At 65.3% G+C, this 13,392-nt stretch carries 9 protein-coding genes and 1 tRNA gene; 1 reads left to right on the top strand and 9 read right to left on the bottom strand.

Features of this window, described 5'->3' with window-relative positions:
• Window positions 1–643: 643 nt before the first annotated feature.
• The 8 genes from polA to NA11_RS25230 form a co-directional block, all read right to left on the bottom strand.
• Window positions 644–3,388 carry a DNA polymerase I gene (polA, locus tag NA11_RS25265; protein WP_084655050.1) on the bottom strand — a complete coding sequence of 915 codons (2,745 nt, stop codon included), beginning with the start codon at window positions 3,386–3,388 and terminating at the stop codon, window positions 644–646.
• Window positions 3,389–3,492: 104 nt separating this feature from the next.
• Window positions 3,493–5,169: a DUF885 domain-containing protein gene (locus NA11_RS25260; protein WP_069164465.1), complete on the bottom strand. Its 1,677-nt coding sequence runs from the start codon at window positions 5,167–5,169 to the stop codon at window positions 3,493–3,495.
• Between the two features lie 52 nt (window positions 5,170–5,221).
• Window positions 5,222–5,917, bottom strand: a complete 696-nt coding sequence (locus NA11_RS25255; RefSeq protein ID WP_069164483.1) for an ABC transporter ATP-binding protein — start codon at window positions 5,915–5,917, stop codon at window positions 5,222–5,224.
• Window positions 5,918–6,021: 104 nt separating this feature from the next.
• Window positions 6,022–7,014 carry an ABC transporter ATP-binding protein gene (locus tag NA11_RS25250; RefSeq protein WP_069164464.1) on the bottom strand — a complete coding sequence of 331 codons (993 nt, stop codon included), beginning with the start codon at window positions 7,012–7,014 and terminating at the stop codon, window positions 6,022–6,024.
• Window positions 7,011–8,435, bottom strand: coding sequence for a branched-chain amino acid ABC transporter permease (locus NA11_RS25245; protein WP_069164463.1), 1,425 nt, complete (start codon window positions 8,433–8,435; stop codon window positions 7,011–7,013). Before NA11_RS25245 ends, NA11_RS25250 begins: the two co-directional genes overlap by 4 nt.
• On the bottom strand, window positions 8,432–9,469 hold the full coding sequence (locus tag NA11_RS25240) for a branched-chain amino acid ABC transporter permease (RefSeq protein WP_069164462.1): 1,038 nt from the start codon (window positions 9,467–9,469) through the stop codon (window positions 8,432–8,434). Before NA11_RS25240 ends, NA11_RS25245 begins: the two co-directional genes overlap by 4 nt.
• A gap of 98 nt (window positions 9,470–9,567) precedes the next feature.
• Window positions 9,568–10,764 carry a branched-chain amino acid ABC transporter substrate-binding protein gene (locus NA11_RS25235; RefSeq protein WP_069164461.1) on the bottom strand — a complete coding sequence of 399 codons (1,197 nt, stop codon included), beginning with the start codon at window positions 10,762–10,764 and terminating at the stop codon, window positions 9,568–9,570.
• A 311-nt stretch (window positions 10,765–11,075) separates the two neighbouring features.
• On the bottom strand, window positions 11,076–11,693 hold the full coding sequence (locus NA11_RS25230) for an ANTAR domain-containing response regulator (RefSeq protein WP_069164460.1): 618 nt from the start codon (window positions 11,691–11,693) through the stop codon (window positions 11,076–11,078).
• A gap of 222 nt (window positions 11,694–11,915) precedes the next feature.
• Between NA11_RS25230 and NA11_RS25225 the strand changes: the two genes are divergently transcribed.
• Window positions 11,916–11,999 (top strand) — tRNA-Leu (locus NA11_RS25225).
• 457 nt (window positions 12,000–12,456) lie between these two features.
• On the opposite strand, the gene NA11_RS25220 is transcribed toward NA11_RS25225, so the two are convergent.
• Window positions 12,457–13,299, bottom strand: a complete 843-nt coding sequence (locus NA11_RS25220) for a hypothetical protein (protein ID WP_069164459.1) — start codon at window positions 13,297–13,299, stop codon at window positions 12,457–12,459.
• Between the last annotated feature and the right edge of the window lie 93 nt (window positions 13,300–13,392).

Here is a 13,392-nt window from a genome sequence, read left to right as displayed (position 1 = left end):
CTCCGGAACGCGTGCCGAATCCCAATAGAGGCACTACCGGCCGAGCTTGGCGTTTACTTCTGATCGATGTTCTAGTGCACCGGTGGTCGCTAAGTCACGACCTTGCTCGAGTTCTACGACGAGGCCGAGCATCCGAAGATAAGCATCTGAGCCGTGACGTTGGGTGATCTCGGTGTGTGCACCGGATTAGCGTGGTTGCTTCGCCTGCCGTACCCCGGCTGACCTCCGCAGTCGATCACGGATTCTCTCGTCCCAGCCGGGTTACTTGGCTGTGGTCCGGTTCAAAGATCTTCCGGGAAGTGATCTTGGAAAGTTGGCGTGAGAGAAATGGTGCGTGTCGCGACAGGCGTCGCAACCATTTCTCTCACGCCAACGGAGTCCAGCAACCATTTCTCTCACGCCAACGAAGCCAAGCAACCACTTCACTCACGCCAACGAAGCCAAGCAACCACTTCACTCACGCCAACGAAGCCAAGCAACCACTTCTCTCACGCCAATGCAGACCGGTACCGCCTTCGGCACCCCGCTGAATACACAGCTTCCGCCGAACGCAAAGCTTCCGCCCTCGAGCAACCTCTCGCCCCGAGAGTTGCCTCAGCCATACCACTTTCGACCGACCGTCACTCCCCAACCGGACGTACCCTCAGTGCGCGGCGGAGTCCCAACTGCGGCCGGTACCCACCGAAACATCGAGGGGAACCGAGAGGTGGATGGCGGCGGCCATCTGTTCCTTCGCCAAGGCCTCGAGTGCTTCCTTCTCACCTTCGGCTACCTCGAAAAGCAGTTCGTCGTGGATTTGCAAAAGCATGCGGGATCGCAACCCTGCTTCCTGAATTGCCTTGTGCACGTTGATCATTGCCACCTTGATGATGTCGGCGGCGGTGCCTTGGATGGGGGCGTTGAGCGCCATACGTTCGGCGGCCTCGCGGCGCTGGCGGTTGCTGGAGTCCAGGTCGGGCAGGTAGCGGCGGCGGCCGAACAGGGTTGAGGTGTAGCCAACCTTGCGGGCCTGCTCGACTACCTCGTACAGGTAGTCGCGGATGCCGCCGAAACGGTCGAAGTAGACGTCCATCTGCTCTTTGGCTTCGGTGGTGCTGATCTTCAGCTGGGCCGCGAGGCCGTAGGAGCTGAGACCGTAGGCCAGGCCGTAGGACATCGCCTTGATGCGGCGGCGCAGTTCGGGGGTCACCTCGGCGATCGGGATGTCGAATGCCTTGGATGCGACGAAGGTGTGCAGATCTTCACCGGAGTTGAACGCCTCGATCAGGCCTTCGTCGGCGGAAAGGTGCGCCATGATGCGCATCTCGATCTGGCTGTAGTCGGCGGTCATCAGCGACTGGTAGCCCGCGCCGACGACGAAGGTGTCGCGGATCTGCCTGCCGGTGTCGGTGCGGATCGGGATGTTCTGCAGGTTCGGCTCGGTGGAGGAGAGCCTGCCGGTGGCGGCGATGGTCTGGTTGAACGTGGTGTGGATGCGGCCGTCGTCGGCGACACACTTGAGCAGGCCGTCGACGGTCACCTTCAACCGGGTCGCGTCACGATGCTCGAGCAGGTGCTGCAGGAACGGGTGCTCGGTCTTCTCGAACAGCGACTCCAGCGCGTCGGCGTCGGTGGTGTAACCGGTCTTGGTGCGCTTGGTCTTCGGCATGTCGAGCTCGTCGAACAGCACCACCTGCAGCTGCTTCGGCGAGCCGAGGTTGATCTGCTTGCCGATCACCTCGTAGGCCGCGTTGGCGGCGTCGGCCACCTTGTCGGCGAACTGGCGCTGCAGCGTCTCCAACTGGTCGGTGTCGACCGCGATGCCCGCGTCCTCCAACGTGGCGAGCACGCCGAGCAGCGGCAGCTCCATGTCCTCGAGCAGCGGGACGGATTCGATCTGCTCGAGTTCGGTGTCGAGCGCCTCGGCAAGGTCGAGAACGGCCCTGGCGCGCAACATTTCGGTCTGAGCCACTTCCGCGTCGACGGTGTCCTCGTCGTCGAGCAGGGACAGCTGCGGCGTCTCGTCGGTTTCGGCGCGCAGTTCCCGGTGCAGGTAGCGCAGCGAAAGGTCGTCGAGGTTGAAGCTGCGCTGCCCAGGCCGGACCAGATAGGCGGCCAGCGCGGTGTCGCTGGTGAGCCCGCCGAGGGTCCAGCCACGCCCGCGCAACGCGTGCATGGCCGACTTCGCCTCGTGCAGCGCCTTCGGCAGCGCCGGGTCGGCCAGCCAAGCACCGAGTGCCGCTTCGTCTTCCGGCGTCAGCACGGCGACGTCGATGTAGCCGCTCTCGCCGTCGCCTGCCGCGATGGCGAGCGCGCGCACGTCACCACTACCAGGGGTGCCCGCGCCGACGATCGAGACACCCTGCCGGACACCGGCTTTGGTGTGCTCAGCGAGCCAGCCCGCCACCGCGCCGACTTCCAGCGCGCCGCCGCTGATCTCGAAGCCTGCCTCGGCCTCCGGTTCCTTCGGGGCCAGGGTCTCGAACAGCCGGTCGCGCAGCACGCGGAACTCGAGGTCGTCGAAGAGCTGATGAATCTTGTTGCGATCCCACGGCGCCTGCGCCAGTTGATCCGGCGTGTAGGGCAGCGGCACATCGCGCACCATCTCGGTGAGCTGACGGTTGAGCACCACGCTGCTCAGGTTGGCGCGCAGCGCGTCGCCGACCTTGCCCTTCACCTCGTCCACCTTGTCGACGAGGGTGTTCAGGTCGCCGTATTCGCGGATCCACTTGGCCGCGGTCTTCTCCCCGACGCCGGGGATGCCGGGCAGGTTGTCGCTCGGGTCGCCGCGCAGCGCCGCGTAATCCGGGTACTGGGCCGGCGTGAGCTGGTACTTCGCGAACACCTCTTCGGGGGTGAACCGGGTGAGATCGGAGACGCCCTTGCGCGGGTACAGCAGCGTCACGTTGTCGTTGACCAACTGGATCGCGTCGCGGTCGCCGGAGACGATCAGGACGCGGAACCCTTCGGCCACCGCCTGGGTGGTGAGCGTGGCGATGAGGTCGTCGGCCTCGAAGCCGTCGATCGCCATCACCGGGATGCCCATCGCGCCGAGCACGTCCTTGGTGAGCTCGACCTGCCCGCGGAACTCGTCCGGCGTCTGCGACCGGTTCGCCTTGTACTCCGGGTACGCCTCGGTGCGGAAGGTCTTTCGCGACACGTCGAACGCCGTCGCGATGTGCGTCGGCTTCTCGTCGCGCAGCAGGTTGATCAGCATCGCGGTGAAGCCGTACACCGCGTTGGTGGTCTGCCCGGTGACCGTCTTGAAGTTCTCCGCCGGTAGCGCGAAGAACGCGCGATAGGCGATCGAATGCCCGTCCAGCAGCATCAGAGTCGGCCGCTCTCCCGGTGCGGAAGCACTGGAGCCGGACGCGGTGGCGGGAACCTGGGCGGTCGTCGGTGAACTCACGCCCCCGAGTCTAGGGACCCCCACCGACAAGGTGATACGCCGACACCCACGCGGATCGTGTCGACGTATCTCCTACCCGAAAAGTGACGCGGGTAACTCCCGCCTCACAGCGTTGCGACGAGCTCCCGCAGCACCGGCAGGCTCACCGAGCCGGACCCGAGCACCACATCGTGGAACGCCTTGATGTCGAAGGCCGAACCGAGCCGCTCGGTCGCCGCCAGCCGCTGCTTGCGGATTTCCAGCTGTCCGACCTTGTACGCGACCGCCTGCCCCGGCATGCCGATATACCGATCCACCTCGGTGGTGAGCTCCGAGATCCCGCTCGGCACATTGGCCACCATGAAGTCGATGGCCTGCTGCCTGCTCCAGCCTTTCGCATGCAGCCCGGTGTCGACGACCAGGCGGCTGGATCGCCACGAGTCGCCTGCCAGCATGCCGAGGCGGCCGAGATCGTCCTCGTACAGCCCCATTTCGTCGGCGAGCCGCTCGGTATAGAGCGCCCAGCCTTCGACGAACGCGGTGTTCGCGAACGACTGCCGCTGGAAGCGCGGCAGGTGGTCGAGTTCGCTGGCGATGGTGAGCTGCAGGTGGTGACCAGGAATCGCCTCGTGGTAGGCGACCGATGCCGTCTCGTGTCGCGCGCGGCCGGTGGGGTGGTACTGGTTGACGAAGTAGGTCCCGGGCCGGGAACCGTCGGCGGCAGGCGCGAAGTAGTACGCCCCAGCCACATCCGCGGCCAGGAACTCCGGCACCGGCACGATGTCGCAGGATTCCTTGGGCAGCCTCCCGAACCAGTTCCCCATCTCGGCGGTCGCCGTGGTGAGCGCCCGGCGCGCATCGAACATGATCTGCTCGCCGTCGGCGTAGCGCAGGGTGGGATCGTCGCGGAGCCTGCCGAAGATCTCGGCGAGGTCGGCGGTGCCGAACAGGCGGGCGCCGATGGTCGCGTATTCCTCACGCAGCGCGGCCAATTCGGCCAGCCCGAGTTCGTGGATCTCCTCGGCGCCGAGATCGGGCAGCGTGGTGTGGTAGCGCAGCTGGCGCCGGTAGATGTCTTCGCCGTCCGCGCCGAGCCAGCACAGCCCTGCCTTGTCGTCGGCGCGGCTGACCGGCAGCAGTTCATCGAAAAGCACGTCCCGGTACCGCTGGAACGCCGGACGGATGACTTCCCTTGCCACCTCGGTCAATTGGGCGCGCCAGTCCGCCTCGCCGTCCCAGTCCTGCGGGCCGTCGAAGGTGACGAAGGGGTCGGTGGACAGCTCCGAACTCAGGTAGCTGTCGAGCTGATTGACCGAGCGCTCGAGCAGGATTCGGACCGGCGTCCGGCCCGCGGCGACCCCGTTGCGGAAGCGCTCGACCGCCTGCCCGAGCATGTCGCCGTATTGCCGGTACCGCTCGACGAGGGCGAGCGCGTCGGCGGGCTGCGGCGCATTGATCTGCGGCGCCACCATCAGCGCGAAGGCGTGCACGCCCTCCATCTGGTCGTACGCCATTTCCAGCGGGCGCCATGCCAAACGCTCCACCACACCGGTCAATTCGGTCGCCAGCAGGCTCCTGGTGACCTGGTCGACCGGCTCCAGCCGGTCCGCGTCGAGCGCCTCGACCTGACGCAGCAGCGCACGCCAGGTCGCGAGCAGCCGTTCTTCCGCCGCGACGGACAGATCCTCGATACGGGCGTCGAATCGCCTGTCCCCCAGCAGTGTCGCGTCGCTCGGCCGCGCCTCCAGCACGCTGTCCCAGTACCGCTCGGCCAGATCCATCAGCTCATCGTGACCATTCATGTCACGATCATGCCTCGAGTCCGGCCGCGCGGCACCGGGGTTCGCAGCGGAACTAGCCGACGCCGAGATACGCCGACTTCACCGCGGGATCGGTGAGCAGTTCGGCGCCGGAGCCGGTCTTGGTGACCTCGCCGGTTTCCAAGATGTAGGCACGGTCGCTGCGCGAGAGTGCCTGCTGGGCATTCTGTTCCACGAGCAGCACGGTGGTGCCCTGCTTGTTGATCTCCGTGATGATCCGGAAGATCTGCTGAATGATCATGGGCGCCAGGCCCATCGACGGCTCATCGAGCAGCAGCAGCTTCGGCCTTGCCATCAACGAACGACCGATGGCAAGCATCTGCTGCTCGCCGCCGGACAGCGTGCCGCCGACCTGCTTGCGCCGTTCCAGCATCCGAGGGAACAACTCGTACACCCAGTCGAGCGTCTTGTTGTACTCCGCCTTCTGCTTGAACGGCCGTCCATAGCAACCCATGTCGAGGTTCTCCTGCACCGTCATGCCGGGGAAGACACCCCGGCCTTCCGGTGCCTGGATCAAGCCCTCGCCGACCCGCTCGTGCGCCTTCATCTGGGTGATGTCGCGCCCTTCCAACAGGATTCGGCCGCGGGTCAGCGGCAGCAGACCCGACAATGCCCGCATGGTCGTTGTCTTGCCTGCGCCGTTGGCGCCGAGCAGGGTGACCAGCTCGCCCGGCGCCACATGCAGCGAAATCCCGTGCAGCGCCTGGATTCTGCCGTAGTTGACGACCATGTCGGTGACCTCGAGCAGCGCCTCGGCGCCGTTGCTCGCGGCGTTGCCCTTGACCAGGCCGACAGCCTGGTTATCCGGTTCTCTGTGCGATCCCATCGCTGCTCCTACCCGTTCGTCCCGTGCGCGCTTGCCGTCCCCGACTCGGTGCCGTCATCGGGCACACCGAGATAGGCGGCGATCACCGCGGGGTCCTCCCGGATATCGGCAGGCAGACCGTCGGCGATCTTGCGTCCGAACTCGAGCACCACGATCCGGTCGGTCACGCCCATCACCAGGCGCATGTCGTGCTCGATCAGCAGCACGGTGAACCCGTCGTCGCGGATCTTGCGGATCAGATCCATCAACGCCGACTTCTCGCTCGGATTGAACCCGGCCGCAGGCTCATCCAGGCACAGCAGCTTCGGCTCGGTGGCCAGCGCCCTGGCGATCTCCAGCCTGCGCTGGTCGCCGTAGGACAGGTTGCGTGCCTTCTCCACCGCGCGCGGCGCGATGCCGACGAACTCGAGCAGCGCCATGCCCCGCTCGATCGCGTCGTGCTCCTCGCGGCGATGCCGCGGGGTGCGGAAGATGGCGCCAGGCACGGAGGTCTTGTGCCTGGCGTCGGTGCCGACCACCACGTTCTCCAACGCCGTCATCTCGTTGAAGAGCCGGATGTTCTGGAAGGTGCGCGCGATGCCGAGCCGAGTGATGGCGTTGCGCTTGGTCTTCGTCAACGGCTTGCCGTCGAAGTAGACCGTGCCCGCCGACGGCCGGTAGACGCCGGTGATCGCGTTGAAGCAGGTCGTCTTTCCGGCACCGTTGGGTCCGATGAGCCCGAGGATCTCGCCGCGGCGGATCTCGAAGCTCACCGCGTCCAACGCGGTCAGACCGCCGAACTGCACGGTCAGCCCCTCGGTGCGCAACAGCGGCTCACCGACGGCGGTCTCGATCTCACGATGCGCGGCGACGACCTCCGCGACCGTCGCCGCGTCGCCGAGGTCGGGGATCACCGCGGTCACATCGACCACGCCCGCACTTTCCACCTCGGGTTCGGCCGCGTAGCCCGCGGCCATGTCCTCGTTGTCGAACAGCGCACCACCCGCGCCAGGCCCGGTCATCGGGTCTCTCCATTCGCCTCGTTGTTGAACGGTTTACGCACGGCCTGGTAGACCTGCCGCCCGTAGGCGAGGAGCTTCTGCCGGACCGGGAAGAGGCCCTGCGGTTTGAAGATCATGACCACCATCAGCGTGATGCCGAAGAACAGGTACTTGTAGTCGCCGAGCGACTGCGCACCCGGCTGCTGGAATTTCAGCACGTTACCGAGCAGGACGAGCAACACGACCGCGACCACCAACGACCCGCCCAGATAACCGAGCCTGATCGGCCGGTCCTGTGCCCGAGCCCACCTGCGCCACACCACGACCAACGCGATGGCGGCGATGACGCTGACGACGATCAGGATCCAGCCGGTCACCGTCTGCCCCACCGCCTGCACCGAAAGCAGCCGGTTCGGCAGGTACACGATGATGAACGCGCCGACGATCACGCCGAGCTTGTTGCCCTGCCCGCCGATGACGACCGCGCACAGGAACAACATCGAGTTGATGACGTTGAACCCGGTCGGGTTGATGAACTGCACCTGTCCCGCGTACAGCGCACCGGAGAGTCCGCCGACCGCGGCGCCGATCATGAACGCCCACAACTTGAACTTGAACGTCGGCACGCCCATGATCTCGGCCGCGTCCTCGTCTTCCCGGATCGCGACCCAGGCCCGGCCTGGACGGCTGCGCTCCAGGTTGCCGACGATCAGCAGCACGATGATCACCAGCACCATGCCGAGCCAGAACCACCATGTTCCGGAGTTGGCCCGGTCGAGCAGGCTCGACGATTCCGAATCGCCGAGGTTGCCGGACGAGAAGTAGCCGTTCGGCTTGTCCTCGGAGACACCGACACTCGGGTAGGCGATGCCGGACAGGCCGAGGCTTCCGTTGGTCAGGTCGCCGAGGTTGTCGGCGAGCAGCCGGACGATCTCACCGAAGCCGAGCGTCACGATCGCCAGGTAGTCACCGCGCAGTCGCAGCGTCGGGGTGCCGAGAATCAGGCCGGAGACCGCGGTGACCGCGACCGCCAACGGCAAGCACGCCAACCAGGCCCACTTGTCGTTGAGCCAGCCGCCGCCGGTTTGGTTCCACGGACTGTTGGGACTGGTGAGCAAACCGACGGTGTATGCACCGACGGCGTAGAAGCCGACGTAGCCGAGATCGAGCAGACCCGCCTGTCCGACAACGACATTCAGGCCGACAGCGAGCAACGCGTACATGGCGAACTGCGCCATTACGCCGCCGAAGCTGGTGCCTGGTGTGTCGATGAACGACGGAGGGAACAACGGAAGCAGCGCGAGCGCGATGATGGCAGGGACGCCGATCCCCCACTGGGCCGGGCGCGACAGCCCGCCCCACCAGGAGCGCAACGCATCGCCGACACCCCGACCAGGCTCCTGCTTCGGCTGCGGGGCAACGGTTTTGGCAGTAGTCGTCATGCGCGGGCCTTCCCGAGACTCTCACCAAGAATGCCGGTCGGGCGAATCATCAAGACCAGCACGAGCACCACGAAGGCGACCACGTCGCGCCACTCGGTGCCGAACAGGATCTGGCCGTAGTTCTCCGCGAGACCGAGCAGCAGGCCACCCAGCAGTGCGCCGCGCAGGTTGCCGATGCCGCCGAGCACCGCGGCGCTGAATGCCTTGATGCCGAGAATGAATCCGCCGGAATAGATGATGCCGTTGGGGATCTTGAGCGCGTAGAGCAGCGCCGCCGCACCGGCGAGCACGCCGCCGATGAGGAAGGTGAGCAGGATGATGCGCTCCCGCGAGACACCCATCAGCGTCGCCGTGTCCGGATCCTGTGCCACGGCCCTGATGCCGCGGCCGAACTTCGTTTGGTTGATGACCAATTCGGTGGCGATCGCCAGGATCACCGCGGCGACGATGATCACGAGCGTCACGTTGGTGATGTCGGCGCCGCCGAAGCTGAACTGAATGGTCGGCTCCACCAGCATGATCGGCTTCTGCGCGTTGGTGCCGCCGAGCCCAGGCCACACCTTCGGCAACACGAAGTGCACGAGTTCCTGGATCACGAACGAGGCGCCGATCGCGGTGATGAGGAAGATCAGGGGTTTGGCGCCGCGTTTACGCAGCGGCCGATAGGCGAGGCGCTCCAAGCCGACGGCGGCGCCACCCGACACCGCCATGCCGAAGATCATTGCCAGCGCCAGATAGGTGACGGTGAGGATGACGCCCTGCGAGTAGACGTCGCCACTCGGTGCGAAGCCGAGCAACATCAGACCGATGTACTGGCCGAACATGCCGAGCATGAATATTTCCGAATGGGCAAAATTGATAAGCCGCAGCACACCGTAGACCAGGGTGTAGCCCACAGCGACCAGTGCGTAGATCGCACCGTATGACAATCCGTCGACGGTCAGTCGCCAGAAATTGTCGATCACTCCCTCATAGTTGAAGTCGATCGATCCGCCGGCGAGTTGTACAGCGCCGGCTAATGCAGTGGTTGACATTCGTTAATTCGCCCTCATTCATTCGCCCTTCACGAAACAGCAGCACGTAACGGGATTCGCGCGAACCCCGTTACGTGCTGCGCGACTCGTGTGTCGGGTTACTTGACCGTGTAGATCCAGATGAGCGCGTTGCTCAGTTCACCGTTGGCACTCCACTTGTACTGACGGGCCAGACCGGGGCCGTCGTAGGAACGCACGTACTCGAGGATGTCGGGGCGGCTGACCTTGCCCGCACCGATCGCCTTGGTGAGGATCGTAGCCAAGTCATAGGCCTCGACCGAGTAGACACCCGACGGCTGCTTGTTGAAGGCGACGTAGTCCTTCTCGAACTTCTCCGGAGCCGGACCACACGGGCAGGTCAGCGTCGCGCCCTTGGCCGCGCTACCCGCCTGCGACAGGAACTGCGGATCGTTGGTGCCGTCCGGACCGACGAAGACACCCTTGAAGCCACCGGACTTCAGCTGCTGCGCGAGCGGAGCACCCTCGGCGTAGTAGCCGGCGAAGAACACCGCGTCGGCCTTCGCGCCGGAGATCTTGGTGACCGTGGCGGCAAAGTCCTTGTCACCGGTCTTGATGCTGGCAGCGCAGCTCGGGTCGGCGGCAGCGCCCAGACCCTCGGTGATGCTCTTGGCCAGGCCGGTGCCGTAGTCGCTGTTGTCCTGGACGACGCAGACCTTCTTGTAGCCCGCGGTGCCGGTCAGGTACTTCGCCACCGAAGGACCCTGCACATCGTCGTTGGCCAGGCCGCGGAAGAAGCTGGTCCAGCCGTTGGCGGTGAGCGTCGCGTTGGTCGCCGACGAGGTCAGCGAAGCCAGACCCGCGTCGCTCAGGATCTTGCCGGTCGCCTTGGTCTCACCGGAGAACGTCGGGCCGAGCAGGGCAACGATCGACTTGTCGTTGACGATCTGCGGGATGACCTGGGTGGCCTTCTGCGGGTCACCCTCGGTGTCGAACGACTTCAACGTGATCTGGCAGCCGGGGTTGGCCTTGTTGTGCTGATCGAGCGCCAGCTTCGCGCCCATGTCGATGTTGATGCCGAGGGCAGCATTCGGACCGGTCAACGCGCCGGCAAAGGCGAGAGTGGTCGGCGCGCAGGTCGCCTTACCGTCACCCGCGGGATCGGCGGCCTTCGCCGGGTCGACCTTCGGAACTTCCTTGCCGTTGATGTCCACCTGCGCGACCGGCGTGATCTTCAGGTCGGTCGCACCGCTGGTGCCCGACGTGTTCGTACCGGTACCGGTCGACTTGTCGCTACAACCGGTCAGCACCAGCGCGGCGGCAGCACCGATTGCCAAAACACCCCGCGTCGTACGACTGTGCCATGTCGAACTAAGCACGTTTCACCTCTAAGTCCTGTGCTCCCCCGGATCACCGAGGAGGCCAACCACGTCAGCCCGGTCAGAACATAGCGTTGGCGCGTTAGATCCGCATCACATTCGGGTCATGAATCCGACATTGCGTCGAATTCTTGTGCACGATCGCGTTTCCAGTGAGTAAAATTTCCGACCAATCGACGCAGGTGGACACAGTCCATCAGCACGGCATGCGCCGCGGACGACACCGGCAAGAACCTGTCAGCCCAGGTCCGCTCACCGGACCTCGACCGTCACTTCGGGGCCAAGTTCTCCAACACGACCTCCGCGACCGCCTTCATGGTCGTCCGGCGATCCATCGCCGTGCGCTGTATCCACTTGAACGCCTGCGGCTCCGAAAGGCCCTGCGTCTGCATCAGCACGCCCTTCGCCCGCTCCACCAGCTTGCGCGTCTCCAGCCGGTCGGCCAGATTCGCGACCTCGCCCTCCAAGGCGGTGATCTCGTGGAAACGGCTCGCCGCCAACTCGATCGCAGGCACCAGATCCGACTTGGTGAACGGCTTCACCAGATACGCCATCGCACCGGCATCCCTGGCCCGCTCCACCAGATCCCGCTGGCTGAACGCCGTCAAAATCACCACCGGCGCAACACGTTTCGACGCGATCTCGGCCGCGGCATCAATACCGTCCCTGCGCGGCATCTTCACATCCATGATGACCAGATCCGGCCGATGCTCCTCCGCGAGATCCACCGCCTGCTGGCCATCGCCCGCCTCACCGACCACCAGATAACCCTCTTCGGTCAGCATCTCGACCAGGTCCATGCGGATGAGCGCCTCGTCTTCCGCGACGACGACGCGCTTGGCCCCCGCGTCGCGCTTCGTGCCCGCGCCCCCTGCTGCATTGCTCATAGGTAGACCCCTCTGGTTCCGATGCCTGTCCGACACGCCGAAGGGTGGACGTTGGTCCAACTAACCGACCATCGACCTCACCACCACGCATCGAGTGATGTAAAGAGTACCTTTCACTTCGGCATAGAACGCATATACCCAGGGCAAACCCACCGCTCGCGCCGCGCGCCACAACCAGTTAGGTCCAAGCGCCACCCACCCGCTATCATTTCCACCCGGTGCGCCGGGTTGGCGGAACTGGCAGACGCGACGGTCTCAAAAACCGTTGTCCGAAAGGACGTGTGGGTTCGAGTCCCACACTCGGCACTCGTTCACAGGGGACCCCTGTCCGCAGAAGGCGCGGACCGGGGTTCTCTTCGTAATCACACTGGGGGTGCAACCCCCAGACCCCGCTCGGCGGGGCTTCGCCCCCCGAACTCCCCTTCCAGTGGGCGCGTTTGTTGGTCAGTGCACCTTCAATATGCTGCTGTGCACCTTCAATATGCTGCTGTGCGCCTCGGTTGATGCCGTGCCCTTGGCGGTGTGCGACTCGGCCCTTGGCGGTGTGCGACTCGGCCCTTGGCGGTGTGCGACTCGACCTTTGGCGGTATGCGAGTCGCGCGAACATCAGTGCGGCTCGCGCGAACTCAGTCTGACTTGCTCGCGCTCGGGGTGTGCAAAACGCACGACTCGGAGGGTGTGCCTCGCGCAAGCTCCGGGTGTGCGACTCGCGCGAGGTCGGGGGTCGTGGGTACTCGCGGTTTTCTCGGACGCTGGTTGTTGGTCAGGTTGCGGGGCAGGCGGTTGGTTGGCCTGCGGGGGCCTGGTCGGCTACCCGCTTGAGCGTGGGGCCTAGAACGGGAGTCAGGCGGGACCAGGGGATCTGGACGCAGGGATAGCCGGTTACGTAGCGGCCGGTGTCGATGTGCACTTGGAGTGCGGTGGGGGTGGGGACCCAGTTGGCGAAGTTGGCGTCGGTGGGGGTCAGGTTCTCGGCGATGGCGGCGGACAGGCCGGGGTGGATTGCGTCCATCGCTTCTGTTGTCGCCTTTGCCAATTCGGTGATGCCTGCGCGGCGATCGAGGAACAGGTCGCCGATCAGGATGGGGGTCGCGGTTCGGGTGTTGGTGGTGATGGTGCCGAGGATCTTTGTCGGGTGGGCCTCGCCGGTGTACGAGACGACGCCGTAGATGACTTCGGCGACGGTTGTCTCGGTGAAGTAGATCTGGGCGTGGGTGGTGACGGAATGCGGGCGTGGGTCGTTGGTGCGGGTGATGTTGTCCACGTGTTCCTGGATGTAGGTGCGGACACCGCGATTGAAGACCTCGGTCACGCGCGGGTCGCCGCCGGACAGTTCCAGCGAGGACGCGGTGTCGGTCTTGCCAACGCCGTTGGATACCGCGACCTCACGGACCGTGTAGGTCTGGCCCGCCGAAACACCGGTGGTTTGATCCATGGCAGGGGTGCTGGTCGGCGGGGAAGTCGAAGGAGCGGCGGTCCGCTGCTGCGCCGCCGTGGAGCTGCTCTGGCCGGGGGTGGTCGGGCCGTCATCGCAGCCGCTGAGCACCGCCACCAGTGACAGGGCCACGCCCGCCTGGCACAGCGCCTGCTTCGTTGTCGATCGCATCACCGCTCCTCTCTGCTCCTGGAATCGAAATCTGGTCCGCTTGCCACGAGACAGTCGACTCTGCGGCGCCGACCTCTATATCGCCTCATCAAA

This window comes from Nocardia altamirensis NBRC 108246, assembly GCF_001612685.1.
GTDB classification, from domain to species: Bacteria; Actinomycetota; Actinomycetes; order Mycobacteriales; family Mycobacteriaceae; genus Nocardia; species Nocardia altamirensis.
The sequence above is the reverse complement of the archived record's forward strand: the minus strand, read 5'-3'. Positions and strand labels throughout refer to the sequence as shown.